Source organism: Nocardioides flavus (ex Wang et al. 2016) (assembly GCF_014653115.1).
GTDB lineage: Bacteria > Actinomycetota > Actinomycetes > Propionibacteriales > Nocardioidaceae > Nocardioides > Nocardioides flavus.
The window spans coordinates 80,385-100,804 of record NZ_BNAD01000003.1; the positions used below are offsets into that span (position 1 = coordinate 80,385).

Genomic DNA, 20,420 nt, shown 5'->3' on the forward strand with positions numbered 1-20,420 from the left:
GTGCCGGACCGGGTCGCATCCCCGGGCGGCGTCCTGAAATGCTGGTGGCATGAGCACTGCACTGATCACCGGCGCGACCGCCGGCATCGGCCACGAGTACGCCGTCCAGCTCGCCGCTCGCGGGGACGACCTCGTCCTCGTCGCGCGCGACGCAGCCCGCCTCGAGAGCGTGGCCGCGGACCTGCGGCGCGCCCACGGGGTCGACGTCGAGGTCCTGGTCGCCGACCTGACCGACCGTGCGCAGCTCGCCACGGTCGAGGCCCGGCTCGCGGACCGCGGGCGACCGGTCGACCTGCTGGTCAACAACGCCGGCTTCGGGCTCAAGCAGCGCTTCCTCGACAACTCCGCCGACGACGAGACCGCGATGCTGGAGGTGCTGGTGACCGCCGTGCTGCGGCTGAGCCACGCAGCCCTCGGTGCGATGGCCGAGCGCGGCCACGGCGGCATCATCAACGTCTCCAGCGTCGCGGCCTTCCTCCCCCGCGGCTCCTACTCGGCCGCCAAGGCGTGGGTCAACAGCTTCAGCGAGTGGGCACACCTGGAGTACGGCCCGCGCGGCGTGAAGGTCATGGCGCTGTGCCCGGGCTTCACCAAGACCGAGTTCCACGAGCGGATGCAGGTCAAGCGGGGCGACGGCTTCATGTGGCTCGACGTCGACTTCCTCGTGCGCAGGTCGCTCGAGGACTTCGAGAAGGGCCGCGCGTTCTCCATCCCCGGCGCGCAGTACAAGGCGATCATCGCGCTCACCCGCGCCATCCCCAACCGCGCCCTGCGGCTCACGCAGTCCATCGGGCGTCGCTGACGATGCGGGTCGCCACCGCCCGCGTCGAGGACGCCGAGGCGCTGACCGACCTCCACCTCGACGTGTGGGACGAGGCGTACGGCTCGCTCGTCGACCCCGCGATCCTCCGTGAGCGGCGCGAGCGTCGCACGGAGCGGGTGGCGAGCTGGCGCACGATCATCGGCGCCGGCTCCAGCGCGAACCTGCTGGCCTGGGACGGCGACCGGCTCGTCGGGTTCTCCAGCACCGGCAACGGCCGCGACCCCGGTGAGGGCCTGCCCCCGCTCGAGCTGATGGCGCTCTAGGTGCGGGCGTCGTCGTACGGCACGGGCGTGGGCTTCACGCTCCTGACCGAGGCGATCGGAGCTGCCGACGCCTACCTCTGGGTCCTCGACGGCAACGAGCGCGCCATCTCCTTCTACGAGCGGCAGGGCTTCGCCCTCGACGGGGCGACCAAGCCCGAGGACGTCGGGCTCGAGCGGCGGATGGTGCGGCGGGCGGACTGAGGGGCAGAGGACCCAGCACCACGAAGGCAGTTCAGCGTCGTGAGCGCTGGCCTGAGCGTGAGCCCGGCCGCACGGGACGCGAACTGCCTTCATGATGCGAGTCGACCTCGCGGACGGACATCGTGGATCTCGCGCCCAGGCAGTCTCAGCGGTCGGCGGCGGGCTGCAGGGTCGCCAGCCACGCCTCCAGCTCGCGCGGCCGCCTGAACATCAGGACCTCCGGTCCCTCGGGAGAGGCGGCCCACGCCCGCATCCGGGCCCGCTTGCGGGCGAACGAGTGGAAGTGCCAGCGGATGATCGAGTCGCGCGCGACGACGCCACGCCAGGTCTCGACGTTGCCGTTGCACCGCGGCTCGCGCGTGACCGCGCCCGACACGGTGCGCCGCACCAGCCGGGCCAGCGACAACCAGCGCGGGTAGTCGAGCCCGACGACGAGCTGCGCGCGCGGGAGCACCAGAACCAGCCACGCGCCGTACGACGAGTCGAGCAGCCACCGCTCCCCTGCCGTGATCTCGCCGATGATGCGGCGCTGCTCGTCCTCCTCGACCGGCACCCAGCCCGGCAACCACGTGAGCTCGTCGACCAGCGTGACGGGCAGACCCGTACGGGCCCCGATCGCGAGGGCCCCGGTGCTCTTGCCGCTCCCGGTCACGCCGTAGACGAGGACCCGGTCCGGGAGCTCAGCCACCCGGCGTCCTGCCCGCCAGTGACACCAGCCGCTCGTACTGCTCCGGCTCGGTCGTGTTCACCCCGAGGTCGTGGTCGACCTTGCCGAGGCCGTGGTGGTCGCTGCTGCCGGTGACGACGAGGTCGAGGTCGCGGGCGAGCGCGCGCAGCTCGGCGCGGTCGGCGGCGGAGTGGTCCTGGTGGTCGACCTCGATCCCGGCGAGGCCGAGGTCCTGGAGCCCGGCGAGGGCGTCGGCGTCGAGGACGCCCCGGCTACCGCGTCCCCACGGGTGCGCCAGCACCGCGACGCCGCCGGCTGCGACGACGAGCGGGACCATCTCCTCCAGCGCCGAGGCGTAGCGGTTGACGTAGCCCGGCTGCCCCGGGCTCAGCAGGGTCGCGAAGGCCTCCCCGCGGTCCGCGACGACGCCGCGGCGCACGAGGGCGTCCGCCACGTGCGGGCGACCCGCCGCCACCGACCCGCCGGACTCGCGGCGTACGTCGTCCTCGCTGATGTCGATGCCGTGCTCGCGCAGCGCCGCCACGATCGCAGGCGTACGCGCGGTGCGACCCGCCAGGATCCGGTCCAGCTCCGCGACCAGCGGCGGGTGTGCCGGGTCGGGGAGGTAGGCGAGCAGGTGGACGCCGCGGTGCCGGAAGCGCGTGCTGATCTCCAGCCCGGGGACGAGCGTGATGCCCACCTCATCGGCCACCTGCTGCGCCTCGGCCCACCCGGACATCGCGTCGTGGTCGGTCAGCGCGACGACGTCGAGCCCGGCCCGGGCGGCCTCACGGACGAGGTCGCCGGGGGTGTCGGTTCCGTCGCTGGCCGAGGAGTGGGTGTGGAGGTCGATGCGCACGTCAGCTGTTCCACCGCAGCAGGGCGGGGTGCTCGCGCTCGAAGCCGAGCACCGAGACGGTCGAGGTGTCGAGGCGGAAGAACCGGCCCTCCGCGACGGACTGCTGCAGCCACCGCGCGGTCAGGACGCGCAGTGAGTGACCGTGCGCGAAGACGAGCGCCCGCTGGTGGCGGCGCGAGCGGGCAACGACGCGGTCGAGCCGGGCACCGACCTCCTCGGCCGTCTCGCCGCCGGGCGTCGGGTGGGTCCACACCGTCCACCCCGGGACGCTCTCGCGGATCTCGGCGGTCGTGACCCCCTCGTAGTCGCCGTAGCCCCACTCGACGAGGTCGTCGTCGACCTCCGCGTCCGCGAAGCCCGCCAGCTCGGCCGTACGCCGCGCGCGCAGGCGCGGGCTGGTCAGGACGAGGTCGAACTCCACCCCGCCCAGTCGCGGGGCGAGCTCGCGCGCCGCTGCCTCTCCCACGTCGGTGAGGGGCAGGTCGGTGGCCGAGGTGTGCTTGCCGTCACGACTCCACTCGGTCTCCCCGTGCCGGACCACCCACAGCTCAGGACCCGCGACCGATGACATGCGGCGAGTCTGCCACGGCCCCTGGCCGTGGATGGTCGGGCGGGAGTCAGACGCCGCCGCCGCCCGCCTTGCGCCGGTGCATCGGCTTGGCGACGTTCTTGTCGTTGACCTCCGAGCCGTGTGCCTTCTCGCGCGAGCCCGCACGGTCGTCCGGGTGGTCGTGACCCTTCTTGCGATCGAGGGCCTCCCGCATCTTCGCCTTGATGTCTGCGTTGGGGTCCTGATCAGCCATGAGGTCCTCCTGGGTCGACGACGGTCGGGTGGCCCACCCTGCCAAACGCGACCGGGCGCGGTCGAGGGGATATCAGGGCCGGCGCAGCACGTCGACGCGTCCGCGCAGTCCGCCCGTCATGAGGTGGAGCCGCCAGCGGCAGTCGCCGAGCATCACCTCGTACGCCGCGTCGCCGAACTCGGCGCGGTAACGCTCCGGCTCGCGCGCCAGCCGCGCCAGGTGGAGCAGTGCGCGACCGCCTGCGCCTTCCTGCTCCTGCGACCACTCTCCCCACTCCGAGGCGAGGTCGACCGTGGCGACCACCTCGAGCCCGGAGCTCGCGATCGCGTCGTCCAGCAGGCGACCGTCGGTCGACGACGGCACCACCCCCATCACCTCGAAGAGCCGGTCCGCCTCCTCGTGGGCGAGCAGGTCGGTCGCCACCGCCTGGTAGGCCACGACGTGGCCGCCACGACGCAGCACCCGGGCGAACTCGGCGTACGCGTCGTGGGGACGCTCGACGTGGACCAACACGTCGCGGCACCAGACCAGGTCGAGCGAGGCATCGGGCACCGGCACGCGGGTGGCCGTGCCGCGCTCGAAGGCGAGGCGTGCCGCGATGGCCGGCGCGAGGTCGCGCCGCGCCGTACGGGCCAGGTCGAGGTGGCGCTGGACCGGGTCGACGCCGAGCACGCGGAAGCCGAAGTGCGTCGCGATCCGGACGGCGTACGCCCCCTCCCCGCACCCCACGTCGACCGCACGGCTGTCGGGAGGCAGGTCCAGCTCGCGCACCACCTGCAGCAGCACCGACGGGTCGCGCGGGGCGAGGCTCTCGTCGAGGCGCGCAGCGAAGGCGGCCTCGAGCCGCGGGTAGGTGTCGTAGAAGAAGTCCGGGTCCCAGGCCACGGAGCGAGTCTGCCGCCACCGGAGTAGGGTCCCCGCCATGGCTCGCCGCGTGTTCCTCCACGTCGGCACCGCGAAGTCCGGCACGTCCTTCCTCCAGGACCTCTGGTGGCAGCACCGCGACGAGCTGCGCGAGCGCGGCCTGCTGCTGCCGGGCGGCCGGCGTCGCGACCACTTCGCGGCGGCGGCGGTCGTCAAGGGCATGACCGCGGTCGTCGAGACGCTCCGCGAGCGCGAGCGTGACGCATGGAGCCGCCTCGTGGAGGACACCAGCGCGTGGCCCGGTGACGCGCTCATCACCAACGAGCACTTCTCCGACTCCCCGCCCGACGCCGCGGCCGCCGCGCTGGCCGACCTGGCCGGCGCCGCCGACGAGGTGCACGTCGTGGTGACCGCCCGCGACCTGGGTCGGGTGCTCCCCTCGGCGTGGCAGCAGCGCGTCAAGATGGGCGCGCGCCAGCCCTACCGTCGATTCCTCGCCACGGTCCGGCGCGGCGAGGGCGACCAGAAGTTCTGGCGCTACCAGGACGTCGCGGCGGTCCTCGGACGATGGTCCGCCGGCCTCCCCGGCCCCCGCGCCCACCTCGTGGTCGTCCCTCCGTCCGGGGCGCCTCGCGACGAGCTGTGGCTGCGCACGTCCGCGGTCCTCGGCCTCGACGTGACCGGCCTCGACACCGCGGCCCGCCGCCCCAACGACTCCCTCGGCCTCGTGGAGGCCGAGCTGCTGCGGCGCATCAACGAGCGCGTGCCGCGCCCCCGACGTACGCCGGCGCTGACCCGCCACGTGAAGGGGACCTTCGTGCCCGAGGCGCTGTCCGGCTCGGCGGACCGGGAGTCGTTCGTCCTCCCTGCGCGGCACCACGGCTGGGTGGGCGAGCGCTCCGAGGCGCTCGTCGCCGACCTGCGCGCCAGTGCGTACGACGTGGTCGGCGACCTCGACGAGCTGCTGCCCGCCGCCCCCCGCTCCGGACGTACGCCGGACGACGCCACCGACGACGAGCTGCTCACGGCGGCGCGGGTGGTGATGACGCGGCTGGGCCTCACGGAGGCAGCGACCCTCGACGCCGCGCTCGCTGCGATCGGGGACGACCTGCTGGCCCGCTTCGGGGCTCAGCGCGGGACGAGCGCCCAGTAGTCCAGGTCGAGCAGCACCCCGTCGGCGTACTTCCCGTCCTCGCCGCGCAGGGTCGTCGACTCGTCGCGACCCCTGGTGGCGACCAGCCTCAGGCGCAGCGCGCCGACACCCGGGGCGTCGAGCTCGGCGGTGTCGAGGACCTCCGACCACGCATGCACGGTGTCGCCGGCGAAGGCCGGGGCGACGTGCGCACCGGCGTTGATCGCTGCGACGAGCTGGGCGTTGGCGAGGCCGTTGAAGGACAGCGCGCGCGCCAGGGAGATGACGTGGCCGCCGTAGACCAGTCGTCGGCCGTCGGGACGGGCGTCGGTGTTGAAGTGCACCTTGGCGGTGTTCTGCCACAGGCGCGTGGCCATCATGTGCTCCGCGTCGGTGAGGGTGACGCCGTCGACGTGGTCGATGCGCTCCCCCACCTCGTAGTCGCCGAGGCGGTGGGGCTCCCCCGCCGCAGCCGTGTCGTACGCGGTGAAGTCGAGGCCGGCGGGCACCACGAGGTCGTCGGGGGCGACGGCGTCGGCCAGCGACGGCACCACCGTCTCCGGGGCGGGCGAGTCGGCCGAGCGCTTGTGGACCATCACCCAGCGCGCCCAGTCGATCGCGACCTCTTCGCGCTGGTTGGTGGCGGTCGAGCGCACCCAGACCACGCCGGTGCGGCCGTTGGAGTTCTCCTTGAGGCCGATGACCTCCGAGCGGGTGCGCAGCGTGTCGCCGGGCACGACGGGTGAGCGGAACCGGCACTCGGCGTAGCCGAGGTTGGCCACCGCGTTGAGCGACACGTCCGGCACGGTCTTGCCGAAGGCGACGTGGAACCCGATGAGCTCCTCGACCGGGTGCGGGCTCAGACCCACCGACGCGGCGAACTCCGCCGACGACGGGACCGCGAAGCGCGTCGGGTAGATCGCGCCGTAGAGGGCCCGGTCGCCCTCCGTGATCGTGCGCGGGGTGGCGTGCTCGATCACCTGCCCGACGGTGAAGTCCTCGAAGAAGTTGCCGGCGTTGGTCTTCGCGGCGCTCATCGCAGCTGGTAGTCCTTGAGCAGGCTGCGGCCGATGATCATCTTCTGGATGTCGGAGGTGCCCTCTCCGATCAGCATGAACTTCACCTCACGCATGAGGCGCTCGATCTCGTACTCCTTGGAGTAGCCGTAGCCGCCGTGGATGCGGAAGGAGTCCTCGACGACCTCGTTGGCGTACTCGCTGGCCACCATCTTGGCCATGCCGGCCTCGACGTCCATGCGCTGGCCGGTGTCCTTGAGGCGAGCGGCCTTGACCATCATCGTGTGCGCCACCTCGACCTTGGTCGCCATCTCGGCGAGGCGGAACAGCACCGCCTGGTGCTCGGCGATGGCCTTGCCGAAGGTCTTGCGCTGCTGGGCGTAGGCGATGCCGAGCTCGAACCCGCGCCAGGCCAGGCCGCACGCACGGGCGGCGACGTTGACGCGGCCGACCTCGACGCCGTCCATCATCTGGAAGAAGCCCTTGCCGGGCTCGCCACCGAGCACCTGGTCGGCGCCGATGCGGTGGTCCTCGAGGATGAGCTCGGTCGTCTCGACGCCCTTGTAGCCCATCTTGTCGATCTTGCCGGGCACGGTGACGCCCTGCGCGGTCTCGCCGAAGCCGGCCTCCTTCTCCACGAGGAAGGTCGTCATGTTCTTGTAGACCGAGTCGGCGCCCTCGTCGGTCTTGGTGAGCACCGCGACGAGCGTGGAGGTGGCGCCGTTGGTCAGCCACATCTTCTGCCCGGTGATGCTGTAGGACCCGTCGTCGGCGCGGGTGGCCTTGGTCGACACCGCGGACACGTCGGAGCCCAGCCCCGGCTCGGACATCGAGAAGGCGCCGCGCACCTCGCCGGTCGCCATCCGCGGGAGGTACTTCTCCTTCTGCTCCTGCGTGCCGTGCTGGACGAGCATGTAGGCGACGATGAAGTGCGTGTTGATCACGCCCGAGACGCTCATCCACCCGCGGGCGATCTCCTCGACCACCAGCGCGTAGGTCAGCAGCGACTCGCCGAGCCCGCCGAACTCCTCGGGGATCGTCAGGCCGAACACCCCGAGCTCCTTGAGCCCGTCGATGATCTCCTGCGGGTACTCGTCGTTGTGCTCGAGCTCCTGCGCCACCGGGATGATCTGCTCGTCCACGAACTGGCGCACGGCCTTGAGGATCTCGGTCTGGTCCTCGGAGAGGCCGTCGGTCTGGCAGAGGCGGGGCATGTCGTGGCTCCTGTGCGCTCGTGGGTGCGACGACTCGGGAGTCTAGTTACTGACCGTTCACCTGGGCAGGGGCGCGACCGGAGACTGATGTCACACGCGCGGCTCTCGCAGCCGGTGAGGAACGCGCCTGCGTGACAGACTGGAGTGCATGCGACTCACCCGTGCGATCGGACCAGCCCTCGGAGCCTCCCTCGTCCTGCTCACCGCCGGGTGCGGGGACGAGGCCGACTCGCCGGACACCGGGGTGGACCCGTCCTCGTCGGAGTCCTCCTCCGAGTCCTCCTCGGAGTCCTCCTCCGAGTCCTCCGAGCCCACCGCCCCGCCGGTCGAGCCCGTGGACTTCGGTGACGAGCCGGCGGTGCGCGCGTCGTACGAGCGCGCGGCGTTGCGGGCGACCGACGACGAGCTGATCACCATGGTGCCGAGCGCCCTGCCGGACGGCTGGACCGCTGTGGGCGGCGGCTACCAGCGCGACCCCCAGTGGTGGCGCATGGAGTTCACCGCGCCGACCGGCGACGTGGTCCTCGACCAGCTCCCCGGCACCAGTGACGAGGCGCTCGCCGACCAGCCCGGCCTCACCCCGGCCGACGACGTCGACCTCTCGGACTGGGGTACGGGCGCGTGGTCGGCGTGGGACCACGAGGGCGCGGCGGTGCTGGCCTACGACCTCAAGGGCAGCACGGTGGTGCTGCAGGGGCCGGACCTCGCGACCGTGCGCAGCCTCGCCGAGTCCCTCCTGCCGGCCGAGGACGCCGCCGAGCAGGAGGGCTGAGCGGGTCCGCTCAGTCGTTCTCCCAGGTGGGTCCGGCGCCGCGGAGGCCGTCGGGCTCGATGGTCACGACCGGGTCGGTGCCCACGCGTCGACCGTTGACCATCTTCCACTCCGAGTAGGTCGTGGTGTAGGCGTCGCGGCTGTAGGGCTTCTTCCACATCAGGTTGAAGTTCTTCAGGTACTCGCGCACCAGACCGCGCCCGTGCATGCTGAACAGGATCTCGTCCTGCGGGGTGCCGAGGCTGGACCAGTTGGTCGAGCCGGTCCACACGATGTGGCTGTCGACGTTGCCCTTGTAGGAGCCCTTGAGCACGAAGTACTTGTGGTGGGTGTAGCGCTCGATGTTCTCCGGCATGTTGTCGATCTCGGGGTCACCGGTCGGGACGTCGTCCTTGAGGTTGAAGCCGGTGGAGCGCAGCGGCACCCGGCCTCGCTCCGTCGGCGCGCCGATCTGCTGCTTGGTGTGGAAGCCCATCAGGCCGTAGTTGACCCGCAGGGCGCAGCCCTGGGCGTAGAGGTCGCGCAGCTTCGCCGCGATGTAGTTGCCGCGGTTGCCGCGCATCGAGTGCATCGACAGCGCCAGGCGGGTGCGTCGCTGCACGCCTGTCGCGTCGGTGTAGACGCACTGGATGTTGTTGAGGATGTCGAGGACGGCGTCGTTGCTCGACGTGGTGTAGCGGGGGAAGACGGTGCTGAAGTACTTCTGCTGGTCCCCGGCCGGGCAGTCGCGGCCGTTCTCGCAGAAGTTGTAGGTGGCGCGACGCTTGTCCCAGTCGGGCTTCATGTCGCGGAAGAGCGTCTGGAACTCGTCGTAGAGCGTCTTCTTGCCGACCGTCGTCCAGAGGTCGTTCCACTGCCAGCGCACGGCGTTGAGGGTCATGTTGTAGGACCCGAGCATCACGACGTTGCGGTTCCGGCCGGTGCGGCTGAACAGGTAGAACTTGCTGTGCAGGTTGTTGTACTCGTTCTCGTCGGCACGGCAGCCGGAGACACAACGCTTCAGGAAGCTCTTCTTCTTGACGTTGTTGCCGAGCACGCGCTGGATGCGCACCTGCGCGTTGGGCACGAGGTGGTCGTTGAGCAGGACCTGCACCTTGACCCCGCGCCGCTTGGCCCGGATCAGCTCGTCGGCGAAGACCTGCCGGTCGAGGGAGTAGGCCGAGATGGTGATCTTCTCGCCCTTGGGCGTGTTGCGGATCGCGCGCAGCACGTGGCGCTCGATGACGAAGCGGTCCTTGGGGACCATCGGGTTGTTGAACTTGGCCCCGACGGGGACCTTCCACTTCTTGTTGGGCTTGCCGGGCTTGCGCGCGCTGAAGGCCACCGGCTCGTCCGAGGTGCTCGCGATCCGGCTCGTGCTGGGCGCGGCGCCGGACACGGTGGCTGCCGAGGCCGGCGCGGCCAGGGAGACGGCCAGCCCGAGGGCGGCGAGAAGGGCAATGGACTTGGAACGCACAACAACTCCTACGTGGCACCCCGTGGCGCCCGGATCAGAGATTCCCCCGACGGCGTGGCGGCACATCACCTGTGCTCGCGCGGACGTCCGCCACGATATCAGCGACGAGGCGGGCGGCCGATTCGAGCAGCTCCTCGCCGGTGACCGTGTCGGGCTCGCGCCCGGCCCCCCGCAGCGCCCCCTCCCCCGCGAGGTCGGAGAGGTCACCCAGGACGTGGAAGCCGCGCTCGACGACGAGGTCGACGGCGGCGCGGTCGAGCTCGGCGAACCGCGCGCGGTGCTGCTCGGGCAGCCCGCCGCGTTCGCGGGGTTGCCGGGCGAGCAGGTCCTCGGCGAGGTAGCCCCGGATCCAGACCCCTCGCTCCTGTGCCGAGTAGCGCGGCAGGTGCTTGTTGACCAACCGCAGGGTCTCGATCTGGACGATGCCCAGCGCCGGGTTGACCGCGTCGTCCGGCGCGGCGTACGCATCGGGGTCGAGGCCGAGCACCTCGGCGAAGTGGCGCCAGTGCAGGTCCCGTGCCTGGCCTGCGCCGGGCATCACGAGGACGTGCACCCGGTCGCCGGTCAGGTCGGGCGTCCAGCGCTCCAGCACGCCGGCCAGGTCCCACGTGCGCATGCTGAACTCGGGTCCGCCGGCCGGCTGGCCGGCCATGACGGCGTCGAGGTCGACCGTGCCTCCGTTCTTCACCGACTCCTGCCATCCGGCCGAGACCACGCTCGCCGCGTCGCGGGCGGTGACGACGAGGTGCACCTCCGCGTCGGGGAAGCTCGCGATCGCACGCGAGGCCTGCTCGGCCGAGGCCCCGCAGAAGAACTCGTGGGTGATCAGGACGTCGCCCGCCTGCGCGGACGCCTCGTCGACCAGCCGCTGCCAGGCGCCAGGCGCGTCCGGGTGCCGCTTGGCGAGCCGGGGCCGCTCCTGCAGGTCGAGCGCGGCCCACAGGTGCTCGCGGTGCCCGAACCCGGGCACGTGCAGCCCGGCCGCACGCAACCGGTCTCGATTGCCCCACACGACCTGCTGGAGATAGGTCGTCCCGGTCTTGGGCAGGCCGATGTGGAGGAACACCCGCCGCGGCCCGCCCGCCTGTCGGGAGCCTGGACTCAAGAGAAGTCCCCGCGGTACTTCCCGAGCAGCTCCTCCAGCTTCTCCTCGTCCCGCGCAGCGACCGGCAGCAGCAGCTCGGTCACGACGTCGGTCAGCTCGGCCAGGCGCACGTTGAGGGCGCGGTTCTCCCGGACGGCCTCCTCGAGGGCCGCGACCCGCCTCTCGAGGTCGCCGCTGGCGACACCTGACCGGTTGCCCCAGCGGCTGCCGAGTCCGAACATGTCTGCTCCCACCTCACGCGTTCCAGTCGATGATCATGCGGCACACCTGCGAGCTCCCCGGCTCGGAGGAGACGCTGGTGCGGACCTCCTCGAGCACCCGGCCGCCCGACTCGGCCACCTCGGCCAGCACGACCGCCGGGTCGAGGGGCTTGCGGGCCCCGGTCCGGCGAGCGTAGCCGTCGCGGCCCTTCTGGCTGAGGAACTGCAGGTGCAGGGTGCCGGTCGTCCCCGCGAGCACCATCCGCGCGGCACGGAGCAGGTTCATCCGGCCGCGGTGGCCGAGTCGCTCGACGACGTGCACGCACCCCACGGCACGCGGTCCCGGCATCCGGGCGATCCACGCCGGGACGGCGAGCACGTGGCGCAGCTCGAGCAGGTTGAAGAGCTGGAACGTCACGCGCGGGTCGTCGGCACGCCGCTGCGCCTCGGCCTCGAAGGCGTAGGGCTGGAAGTCCAGGCCGACGGCGGACACGCCACGGTCGGCGAACCACGCGACGTCGGTGCCGCGCCCGCACCCGATGTCGACGTAGGTGGCGAGGTCCGGGTGGCGCTCGGCCACCTCGCGGGCGACGTCCGACACCGATGGCTGCTGGCGTGCGGTGCGCTTGTGGTAGGCGTGCCACCCGGCCCGCCCCGTACGCATCCCGCGGAACCAGCCGTTGAAGAGCTCGATGGTGCTGGCCGGGGTGGTGAACTTGTAGGCCGGGTCGGGAACACGCCAGCGCGGTCCGTAGGTCGCGGTGAGGAACTTGTCCGCGTCGGCGGGCACCGGGAACTCGCGCCCCTCGAGGGTGGCCGTCCCGAGCGGGTAGATCCACTCGCGCTCGAAGGGCACCGCGATCTCACCCATGAGGTAGAGGACGCCGTCGCGCATGAAGCCGCCGAACACGTCGAGGCCGCGGTCGAGGCCGTCGCTCTCCTCGACGTGGACCTTGAGCGCGATGGCCGAGTAGCGCGTCACGCGGTAGCCCATGTCGGTGAGGGCACGCTGGATGCGGAAGGACTCGCGGATCACGTCGACCGGGTGGTCGTAGGTGCTGACGTAGCCCAGGTCGGCGTCGCTGTCGTGGCCGATGAGGCCGCCGTCGCGGATCGCCCCGAGCGCGGTGCCGTAGGCCAGGAAGGCGTCGAGCCCGACCTCGCGCAGCGCGCCCAGCACCTCGTCGATGGCGTCGAGCAGCGGCTCCACCTGCGCGGCGTCGCGGGTGTCGAAGGTCTCCACGAGCTTGAGCGACTTGTCGATCGCCAGCGGCCGGCCGGCCGCGTTGACGACCTCGATCCGCTCGGACCTCTCACCGAACTGCACCGTGCGCGAGAACAGGACGGTGTCGGAGGCCGGGTCGGTCATCGTCACGTCGGTGACGCCGTCGAGGAAGGGCCGCAGCGGCTTGGGCCAGGCCAGGCGTACGCCGTCCTCGCCCTGCTCGCCGTCGCGCAGCACCCAGAACGACCAGATGCGGCGTCCGTCGAACGCGACGTCGACCAGCCGCTCGCGTCCGGCGCCGAGGAGGATCCCGCTGGCGTCGACCTGGAGGACGTCCAGCGCGCCGGGACGCCGCAACTGGCTCAGGGACCTCACGCGGCGGAGTATATCGATGGGCGCGGGCGCGGGCCCGGCGCCCGCTCGACCCCGTGCCGGCCGGCTAGTCGGACCCGGCCAGCGTCGCGGTGGCGTGGACCATCGCATGGTCCGAGGCCACGCCGGTGTCCATGACCGCGTAGTCGGCGAAGGCGACCCCGGTCGAGCCGAAGATCCAGTCGACCTGCATCCGCGGGGGCGGGGCGCAGCCCCCCGCCGAGCTGCCCCCTGCTGCGGCGGAGAACACGCCGCCGGCGGTGAAGCGGCAGAAGATCTCCTCGCGCTCGTTGTAGTCGCCGGTGGCGATGACCGGGAGGCCCGTCGACTGGTGGAGCTCGGTCAGGTAGGAGACCTCGATGCTCGCCGCCTCCGCACGCCAGCGCGCGTTGTTGCCGAGGTTGGGCGTGTCGGCCGGGTTGTGGAAGTTCGCGAACCAGGCCCTGCGGCCGGTGCTGACGGACTCCAGCAGGACGACCGGCATCGCGATGCGGCTTCCGCCGGCGTACGGGATCGAGAGGGACCGCCCCTCGACGAGGCGCCACACGCTCGAGCGCCAGGCGATGTTGAAGCGGACCGACTTGTTGCCCAGCGACATGCCCGGGTAGAGCGAGTACTCGCCGGCACGCGAGGAGAACATCGCCCACTGGCTCTGCTCGAACTCCTGGAAGCCGACCACGTCGATGCCGTTGCCGCGCAGGTCCGCGATCATCATGTCCATCCGCGGGCCGGCGTCCGGGAATCCCGGCTTGTTGCCGCCCGGGCCGGTGTGCGAGTCGCCGAGCACGTTGTAGGTCGCGACCCGGAACTCGAAGGGCTGGGTGCGCTCGGCGAGCCGCTGGGAGACGCGGGCGGCGAGCTTGCGCTGTGCGGCGCGGAAGCGGCGTACGGACGCCTCGAGCTCCTCGGGCTCCACCTGGTCGGGCTCCGCGCCGTCGCCCACTGCGGCGCCACCGTCCGAGCCGTCCGCCGAGCCGTCCGCCGAGCCGTCGTCGGCGTCCGTCGCGGAGTCACCGCCCCCGCCGATCCGCGCCGCCTCCTGGACGGCGCCGGCACGGTCCTTCGCGGTGTCCTGGACGGCGGCGTCGGAGAAGAACGACGCCCACACGACAGCCGCGACCACCGCCACCACCAGCGCGGGCGCCCACAGCTCCACGCGCGACCGTCGCGGGCCGCTCGTGGTCGGAGGGTCCTTGTGCTTCACGGCCACCTTCTGCGGGAGGTGAGCCGACGGCCGCGGACGGACGGCTCCACAGGCCCCCTGCGGGGCATGGGCGGCTCGGGAGGGCCCAGCCTAACCGGGCACGCCCGTCCCGCACCAACCGATCAGGATCCCGGCACCTGGAGGGGGTCGAAGACCTGGAAGCGCTGCTCGGGGTCCATCGACGAGCCCGGCACCGGCGGCAGGCGCAGCGTGCGGGTCACGAGGTTGGTCAGGTCGCCCACCCGGATCGGCTGCGCACCCGAGTAGCCCACCTGCTGCTTGCCGGGCGAGGTGAACGACGGGTTGAGGTCGTAGAGGTCGCTGCCGGCCGGGACACCGGGCCCCGTGACCCACATCGGCACGCGGTAGCTCTGCGCCCACGTGCGCGAGGATCCCCTGGCCTTCTGCGCCCCGCCCGTGCCGGTGACGACGAGGAGGGTGCGGCCGGCCATCTCGGGCTGCTGGTGGATGCTGCGGCGGATGGCGGCGACGCGCTGGAACGCCTTGCGGACCGCCTTCTGGTAGGCGGGGCCACGGAAGCCGCCGTCGAGGCCCTCCTCGAGGACGCCGGACAGCTCGATGACGCTCAGCCGGGCGGGCCGCTTGGCGAGCCGGTCGCGCCACAGCTTCACCGCGGTGGCGTCGTCCTTCTTGATCTTGAAGGTGTCGATCTTCGCGGGACCGTCGTCGACGCCGTACGGGTCCTTGCCGCCCGTCTTGCGGTTCCAGCTGCGCAGCACGAGCTGGGTCGCGGGCCGGCTGGAGAAGAACATCGTGCGGTTGGAGAGGTTGTGGGCGAGGTCGAAGACGCTCGAGACGTACTGCCCGGCCGAGTCGTGCACGGTCGCGGGCAGGGACTTCTCCGAGCCCACGCCGTGGCCGCCCCGCTTGGGGAAGACCCGGCGACCGCTCAGCAGGGAGAACAGGTTGGCGTCGGCCTCGGTGCTCTCGGTGACGGTGCGGGCGTTGGTCGTCGACGCGCCGTTGTCGCGCATGCGGGCCGCCTCGCCGGGTGCGCTGGTGCCGCGCACGACCGTGGAGGTGAGGCCCGGCACGGCGACCACGACCACGTGGTCGACGTCAGCGGGGGCCGAGGCCGGGATGACGGCGTTGGCGTAGTAGAGCGGGTGGTCACTGGTCTTGGAGACGAAGTCGTTCCACACGCGGGTGTAACCGTTGAAGAAGACGTCCTTGGTGCCCATGATCCAGTCGATCGCACCGCCTGCGGGGGGCTGGCAGGTGGAGCCGTCGACGTAGCCGCCGCTGGCCGACCACATGTCGGCGCCGGGCGCGACGACGCAGTAGTAGTCGCTGCCGCGCTCGTTCTTGTCACCGAGCGAGATGAAGGGGACGCCGGGGTACGCCGCGCGCAGCTCGTTGGCGAGCGCGACCTCCATCGCGAAGCCGGCGTCGCGCCACTGCTGGGCCGGACCGCGGGTGTCGGCCGGGTTGTGGGTGTTGAAGAACCACACGCGACGACCCGTGCCGTTGTTCTGCAGGAGGACGGCCGGCATCCGGCTCGGCACGCCGTCGAAGTAGGGGATCGGGATGGTGCGCGCCTCGACGAGCGTCCACACCGCGGTGCTCCACCCGATCGAGTTGACCGACGGACCGGCCGGGTTGTTGAGGCCGGGGTAGGTCTGCCAGGAGGTGCCCATCAGCTGCTGGAAGCGGGTCGCCTGCGGCGGCTGGAACTCCTGGAACCCGACCACGTCGGGGCCCTTCTCCTTCAGCAGGGTCACGACCCGGTCCATCCGCACCGTGCCGGAGTCCCAGCCCTTGCGGTTGCCGCCGGGCGCCGTGTGGTCGGCGCCGAGCACGTTGAAGTTCGCCACGCGGAACGAGGTGGCCGGGGTCGTCTGGACCGTGTCGGCGGCGCGGGCCGCGACCGGCGCTGCCGCCTCGGCCGATCCGTCGGACGCGTCGGGCGCGGCCGGGGCGAGGACGAGCGCCAGGGCGAGGGTCGCACCGGCGGCGCACAGGCGGCGCAGCCCCGCGCGGGACGGGCGCGCCAAGGTGCGCGGGGAAGCGGTCGTGCCGGACATGCGGGCCTCACAGTCGTCGGGGAAGTGGCGGCGTCGAGGTGACTCGACCGCGCCCCCCAACGCGCCGTGGACGCATCGGCACGGACCCGGTCGATGTGACAGAAGTGACTCGTGCGACGTCAGCGTACACCAACCCTTCGGGCGTGGCCGCGGTTCGTACGCGTCGCTCGAGGCCCCCGGCACGCTAACGTTGCGGCCGTGAGCACCACCCCGACCCGCGTCTTCGTGGCCCGGATCGTCGGGCTGCCGATCTTCGACCCCCAGGGCGACCAGGTGGCCAAGGTACGCGACCTGGTCGTCGCCATCCGCACCGAGACGAGCCAGCCGCGCGTGCTCGGCATGGTCGCCGAGGTCTTCGGCCGACGCCGCATCTTCGTCCCGATGACCCGCATCACCAACATCGACAGCGGCCAGGTGCACACGACAGGCCTGCTCAACATGCGCCGGTTCGTGCAGCGCTCGACCGAGACGCTGGTGATGGGTCAGATGCTGGACCGGACGGTCACGATCAAGGAGTCGGGGACCACCGGCGTCGTCTACGACGTCGCCATGGAGCAGGCCCGCAACCGCGACTGGGTGCTCTCCCGTGTCGCGGTGCAGGAGCCGAGCAAGGGCTTCCGCCGCCGCGGCCAGACGCACGTCGTGGAGTGGCGCGACGTCACCGGCCTGACCGAGCACGAGCCGGCGCAGGGCGCGACCCACCTCATCGCCGCCCTCAACGACATGCGGCCCGCCGACGCGGCCAACATGATCCACGACCTGCCGCGCGAGCGGCGTACGGCCGTCGTCGCGGCCCTCGACGACGAGCGCCTGGCCGACGTGCTGGAGGAGCTGCCCGAGGAGGACCAGGTCGAGATCCTCGAGCACCTCGACTCCGAGCGGGCGGCCGACGTGCTGGAGGAGATGTCGGCCGACGACGCGGCGGACCTGATCGCCGACCTCAACCCCGAGACGGCCGCCACCCTGCTGGGCCTGATGGAGCCCGACGAGGCCGAGGACGTGCGCCGGCTCATGTCGTACGACGACGACACCGCGGGCGCGATGATGACGCCGGAGCCGGTCATCCTCTCCCCCGACGCCACGATCGCCGACGCGCTCGCCCACGTCAGGAACCCGGAGCTCACCCCGTCCCTCGCCGCGCTCGTCTATGTCTGCCGCCAGCCGCTCGAGACCCCCACCGGCCGCCTCCTGGGCGCCGCCCACATCCAGCGGCTGCTGCGTGAGCCCCCGTCGACGCTCGTCGCGGCCGCGCTCGACGAGTCGATGGACCCGCTGCGCCCGGACGCGTCGATGGACGAGGTCGCGGCCCACCTGGCGACCTACAACCTGGTCGCGGCCCCGGTCGTCGACGACGAGGGGCGGCTGCTCGGTGCGGTCACCGTCGACGACCTCCTCGACCACATGCTGCCCGAGGGCTGGCGGGACCGCGCCCCGCGGCCGGGCCGGATCAATGGCGGACCGAGCGCCGGGAGGGCCGGATGAGCGACAACCGGCGCAGCCGGCTGGACACGCCGCGGGAGACGCGTCGCCAGCTCGTGCGGCGACCGGCCTACGACGCCGACGCGTTCGGCACCTTCGCCGAGCAGTTCGCGCGGTTCATGGGCACGGCCCGGTTCCTGATGTGGATGACGCTCTTCGTCATCGCCTGGATGGTCTGGAACACGTTGGCGCCGGCCGACCTGCGCTTCGACGAGTTCCCCTTCATCTTCCTGACGCTGATGCTCAGCCTCCAGGCGTCGTACGCCGCGCCCCTGATCCTGCTCGCCCAGAACCGGCAGGAGCAGCGCGACAAGGTGATCGCGGAGCAGGACCGCCAGGCCAACGCGCGCGCCCATGCCGACATGGAGTTCCTGGCCCGCGAGGTGGCCTCGCTGCGCATGTCGGTCGGCGAGGTCGCGACCCGCGACTTCCTCCGCTCGGAGCTGCGCGGGCTGATGAGCGACATCGAGGACCTGTCTCGCCGCGAGCCCGAGGACGAGCCGGGACCGTGACGTGCCGGGGCGGCTCGTAGACTTCTCCCCCATGAGCACCCCCACGCAGCAGCAGGTGATGGACGCGCTGGCGACCGTCAACGACCCCGAGATCAAGCGCCCGATCACGGAGCTGGGGATGGTCGACTCGGTCGCGGTCGCCGACGACGGCTCGGTCGCGGTCCACGTGCTGCTGACGGTGGCCGGTTGCCCGCTCAAGGACACGATCAACCGCGACGTCACCGCCGCCGTCACCGCGGTGTCGGGCGTGGCCTCGGTCGACCTCACCCTCGGCGTGATGACCGCCGAGCAGCGCGCCGGGCTCAAGGAGATCCTCAGCGACGGCCGCGCGCAGCGCGAGATCCCCTTCGCCCAGCCGGGCTCGCTGACCAAGGTCTACGCCATCGCCAGCGGCAAGGGCGGCGTCGGCAAGTCCTCGGTCACGGTCAACCTCGCCCTCGCGCTCGCCTCGCAGGGGCTCAAGGTCGGCATCGTCGACGCCGACATCTACGGCCACTCGGTGCCGGCGATGCTGGGCGTCGCCGACACCCGGCCCACCCAGGTCGACGACCTGATCATGCCCGTCCCCACTCCCAGCGGGGTCTCGGTGATCTCGATCGGCATGCTCAAGCCGCGTCGTGACCAGGTCGTGGCCTGGCGCGGCCCGATGCTCGACCGGGCCCTGGTGCAGATGCTCGCCGACGTCTACTGGGGCGACCTCGACGCCCTCCTCCTCGACCTCCCCCCGGGCACCGGCGACGTCGCGATCTCCCTCGGACAGCACCTCCCCAGCGCCGAGGTCGTCGTGGTGACGACCCCGCAGGAGGCGGCGGCCGAGGTCGCCGAGCGGGCCGGCACGATGGCCTCGATGATGCACCAGCGCGTGGTCGGCGTCGTGGAGAACATGAGCTACCTGCCGTGCCCGCACTGCCCGGCCGAGGACGACCACCGCCTCGAGGTCTTCGGCAGCGGCGGCGGCGAGCGTGTGGCCCGCACGCTGTCCGAGCGCTTCGGCTACGACGTCCCCGTCCTGGCACAGGTCCCCCTCGACATCTCGCTGCGCGAGGGCGGCGACGTCGGCAAGCCGATCGTCGAGGCGGACCCGTCCGCGCCGGCGGCCCGCGAGCTGACCCGGATCGCCGAGGCCCTCTCGGGTCGGGGCCGCGGCCTCGCCGGCATGCAGCTCGGCCTCACGCCCTCCAACAGGTTCTGATCGCGGTTCACGGCGAGGCAGTAGGTTCTGGGACATGTGGGACGTCGGGCTGCTCGAGCTGGCCGTGATCGCGCTCGTGGCCGTCGTCGTCCTCGGTCCGGACCGGCTTCCCGAGCTGGCCCGGCAGGCCGCGCAGCTGCTGCACCGTGCCCGCAGCCTGGCCCACACCGCGCGTGACGAGCTGCGCAGCGAGCTCGGCCCGGACTACGCCGACCTCCAGCTGCGCGACCTCGACCCGCGCACCGTCGTGCGCAAGCACATCACCGAGGCGATGGCCGAGGTGGAGCGCGAGGAGGCCAGGACCGCCAAGCAGAAGGCGCTGCCCGAGGGACAGGTCCCGCCCTACGACGTCGAGGCCACCTGACCTCCGCTGACCCTCGCCCGCCTAGTCCTCGCGGCTCTGCACGGCGACCAGGCCGGCGTACGGCACGAGCAGCTCGCTCCCGGCCGCATCGAGCGCCTCGAGGAAGTCGGCGCCGACGCGACGCACGTACGCCTCGTGGCGAGAGCCGTCGGCCAGGTGCAGCAGGCACCGGGCACCGGCGTCCGCCAGGCGCCTCAGCGCGGCACGCAGGCCGAGGCGGTCGACCGGCGACCACGCGACCTCCGGCACCGAGCGCCCGCTGGCGCCGTGCACGCCGGTCACCGCACGCAGCGGGACGATCCAGTCCTGCCGCGCCCCGCTGAGCAGGCACCACTCCTCCCCCACCCGGGCGAGCCGTCCGTCCAGCCGACCGACGTGGGGCAGGTCCAGCGCCACGTCCTGTCCACGCGAGGCCATCAGCCGGCTGGCCAGGGTGACGGCGCCGTACTCGGCACGGGCCCGGTCGGCGAGCTCTGCCTCCCGATCGGCCTCCCAGGCGGCCGTTGCCTGGCCCTCGAGGTCGTCGAACAGCGCGAACAGCTCGTGCTCCCAGGACATGTCGCGAGCCTAGCCGCGCGCGACGCAGTCGCGAGCGGCGTGGTGAGGCTGTGGAGAAACCTTTGACATCGCTGCCAAACATTCGTTGAATGAA

At 72.1% G+C, this 20,420-nt stretch carries 23 protein-coding genes; 9 read left to right on the plus strand and 14 right to left on the minus strand.

Features of this window, described 5'->3' with window-relative positions; translation table 11 throughout:
• The first annotated feature begins 49 nt into the window (after positions 1–49).
• The 3 genes from IE200_RS07320 to IE200_RS20685 are packed head-to-tail and all read left to right on the plus strand — an operon-like array spanning position 50 to position 1,287.
• Positions 50–802, plus strand: coding sequence for an SDR family NAD(P)-dependent oxidoreductase (locus tag IE200_RS07320; RefSeq protein WP_191278744.1), 753 nt, complete (start codon positions 50–52; stop codon positions 800–802).
• 2 nt (positions 803–804) lie between these two features.
• Complete coding sequence (locus tag IE200_RS20680) at positions 805–1,086, plus strand: hypothetical protein (protein ID WP_229856251.1); 282 nt, start codon at positions 805–807, stop codon at positions 1,084–1,086.
• Between the two features lie 27 nt (positions 1,087–1,113).
• Positions 1,114–1,287: a GNAT family N-acetyltransferase gene (locus tag IE200_RS20685; RefSeq protein ID WP_229856252.1), complete on the plus strand. Its 174-nt coding sequence runs from the start codon at positions 1,114–1,116 to the stop codon at positions 1,285–1,287.
• A 145-nt stretch (positions 1,288–1,432) separates the two neighbouring features.
• On the opposite strand, the gene IE200_RS07330 is transcribed toward IE200_RS20685, so the two are convergent.
• The 5 genes from IE200_RS07330 to IE200_RS07350 form a co-directional block, all read right to left on the minus strand.
• Positions 1,433–1,975, minus strand: a complete 543-nt coding sequence (locus tag IE200_RS07330) for a P-loop NTPase family protein (RefSeq protein WP_191278745.1) — start codon at positions 1,973–1,975, stop codon at positions 1,433–1,435.
• Entirely contained in the window at positions 1,968–2,813 is an 846-nt protein-coding gene (locus IE200_RS07335; RefSeq protein WP_191278746.1) for a PHP domain-containing protein, read from the minus strand. The genes IE200_RS07330 and IE200_RS07335 overlap by 8 nt, the downstream gene beginning before the upstream one ends.
• Before the next feature lies 1 nt (position 2,814).
• Positions 2,815–3,384: a histidine phosphatase family protein gene (locus IE200_RS07340; protein WP_191278747.1), complete on the minus strand. Its 570-nt coding sequence runs from the start codon at positions 3,382–3,384 to the stop codon at positions 2,815–2,817.
• A gap of 46 nt (positions 3,385–3,430) precedes the next feature.
• Positions 3,431–3,616: a DUF5302 family protein gene (locus IE200_RS07345; protein WP_191278748.1), complete on the minus strand. Its 186-nt coding sequence runs from the start codon at positions 3,614–3,616 to the stop codon at positions 3,431–3,433.
• Between the two features lie 72 nt (positions 3,617–3,688).
• Positions 3,689–4,501 (minus strand): class I SAM-dependent methyltransferase, encoded by an 813-nt coding sequence (locus tag IE200_RS07350; protein ID WP_191278749.1) that lies wholly within the window; start codon positions 4,499–4,501, stop codon positions 3,689–3,691.
• A 37-nt stretch (positions 4,502–4,538) separates the two neighbouring features.
• On the opposite strand from IE200_RS07350, the gene IE200_RS07355 reads away from it, so the two are divergent.
• The gene (locus IE200_RS07355) at positions 4,539–5,633 is read left to right on the plus strand and encodes a hypothetical protein (protein ID WP_191278750.1); all 1,095 of its coding nucleotides are present in this window, start codon (positions 4,539–4,541) and stop codon (positions 5,631–5,633) included.
• Here the strand turns inward: IE200_RS07355 and IE200_RS07360 are convergent.
• Complete coding sequence (locus tag IE200_RS07360) at positions 5,609–6,649, minus strand: MaoC family dehydratase (protein ID WP_191278751.1); 1,041 nt, start codon at positions 6,647–6,649, stop codon at positions 5,609–5,611. The genes IE200_RS07355 and IE200_RS07360 overlap by 25 nt on opposite strands.
• Positions 6,646–7,842, minus strand: a complete 1,197-nt coding sequence (locus tag IE200_RS07365) for an acyl-CoA dehydrogenase family protein (RefSeq protein WP_191278752.1) — start codon at positions 7,840–7,842, stop codon at positions 6,646–6,648. Before IE200_RS07365 ends, IE200_RS07360 begins: the two co-directional genes overlap by 4 nt.
• A 148-nt stretch (positions 7,843–7,990) precedes the next feature.
• Between IE200_RS07365 and IE200_RS07370 the strand changes: the two genes are divergently transcribed.
• Positions 7,991–8,614, plus strand: coding sequence for a hypothetical protein (locus IE200_RS07370; protein WP_191278753.1), 624 nt, complete (start codon positions 7,991–7,993; stop codon positions 8,612–8,614).
• Between the two features lie 10 nt (positions 8,615–8,624).
• Here IE200_RS07370 and IE200_RS07375 read toward each other — a convergent pair whose 3' ends face one another.
• From IE200_RS07375 to IE200_RS07400, 6 genes are all read right to left on the minus strand, one after another.
• Positions 8,625–10,070 carry a phospholipase D-like domain-containing protein gene (locus IE200_RS07375; RefSeq protein WP_191278754.1) on the minus strand — a complete coding sequence of 482 codons (1,446 nt, stop codon included), beginning with the start codon at positions 10,068–10,070 and terminating at the stop codon, positions 8,625–8,627.
• Positions 10,071–10,104: 34 nt separating this feature from the next.
• The gene (locus tag IE200_RS07380; RefSeq protein WP_191278755.1) at positions 10,105–11,136 is read right to left on the minus strand and encodes a hypothetical protein; all 1,032 of its coding nucleotides are present in this window, start codon (positions 11,134–11,136) and stop codon (positions 10,105–10,107) included.
• Positions 11,137–11,171: 35 nt separating this feature from the next.
• Positions 11,172–11,396: a DUF6752 domain-containing protein gene (locus tag IE200_RS07385; RefSeq protein ID WP_191278756.1), complete on the minus strand. Its 225-nt coding sequence runs from the start codon at positions 11,394–11,396 to the stop codon at positions 11,172–11,174.
• Positions 11,397–11,409: 13 nt separating this feature from the next.
• Positions 11,410–12,975: a class I SAM-dependent methyltransferase gene (locus IE200_RS07390; RefSeq protein WP_191278757.1), complete on the minus strand. Its 1,566-nt coding sequence runs from the start codon at positions 12,973–12,975 to the stop codon at positions 11,410–11,412.
• A 64-nt stretch (positions 12,976–13,039) separates the two neighbouring features.
• Complete coding sequence (locus IE200_RS07395) at positions 13,040–14,176, minus strand: endonuclease/exonuclease/phosphatase family protein (RefSeq protein ID WP_191278758.1); 1,137 nt, start codon at positions 14,174–14,176, stop codon at positions 13,040–13,042.
• 122 nt (positions 14,177–14,298) lie between these two features.
• A complete protein-coding gene (locus IE200_RS07400; protein ID WP_191278759.1) occupies positions 14,299–16,221 on the minus strand; it encodes an endonuclease/exonuclease/phosphatase family protein in 1,923 nt (640 codons plus the stop codon).
• Positions 16,222–16,419: 198 nt separating this feature from the next.
• Between IE200_RS07400 and IE200_RS07405 the strand changes: the two genes are divergently transcribed.
• From IE200_RS07405 to IE200_RS07420, 4 genes are read left to right on the plus strand one after another with little or no spacing between them, the layout of a single operon-like run.
• Positions 16,420–17,703 carry a magnesium transporter MgtE N-terminal domain-containing protein gene (locus tag IE200_RS07405; protein ID WP_191278760.1) on the plus strand — a complete coding sequence of 428 codons (1,284 nt, stop codon included), beginning with the start codon at positions 16,420–16,422 and terminating at the stop codon, positions 17,701–17,703.
• Positions 17,700–18,212, plus strand: a complete 513-nt coding sequence (locus IE200_RS07410; protein WP_191278761.1) for a DUF1003 domain-containing protein — start codon at positions 17,700–17,702, stop codon at positions 18,210–18,212. Before IE200_RS07405 ends, IE200_RS07410 begins: the two co-directional genes overlap by 4 nt.
• A 31-nt stretch (positions 18,213–18,243) precedes the next feature.
• Entirely contained in the window at positions 18,244–19,404 is a 1,161-nt protein-coding gene (locus IE200_RS07415) for an Mrp/NBP35 family ATP-binding protein (protein WP_191278762.1), read from the plus strand.
• 34 nt (positions 19,405–19,438) lie between these two features.
• A complete protein-coding gene (locus IE200_RS07420; RefSeq protein ID WP_191278763.1) occupies positions 19,439–19,768 on the plus strand; it encodes a sec-independent translocase in 330 nt (109 codons plus the stop codon).
• Positions 19,769–19,789: 21 nt separating this feature from the next.
• On the opposite strand, the gene IE200_RS07425 is transcribed toward IE200_RS07420, so the two are convergent.
• Positions 19,790–20,326 carry a hypothetical protein gene (locus IE200_RS07425; protein ID WP_191278764.1) on the minus strand — a complete coding sequence of 179 codons (537 nt, stop codon included), beginning with the start codon at positions 20,324–20,326 and terminating at the stop codon, positions 19,790–19,792.
• Between the last annotated feature and the right edge of the window lie 94 nt (positions 20,327–20,420).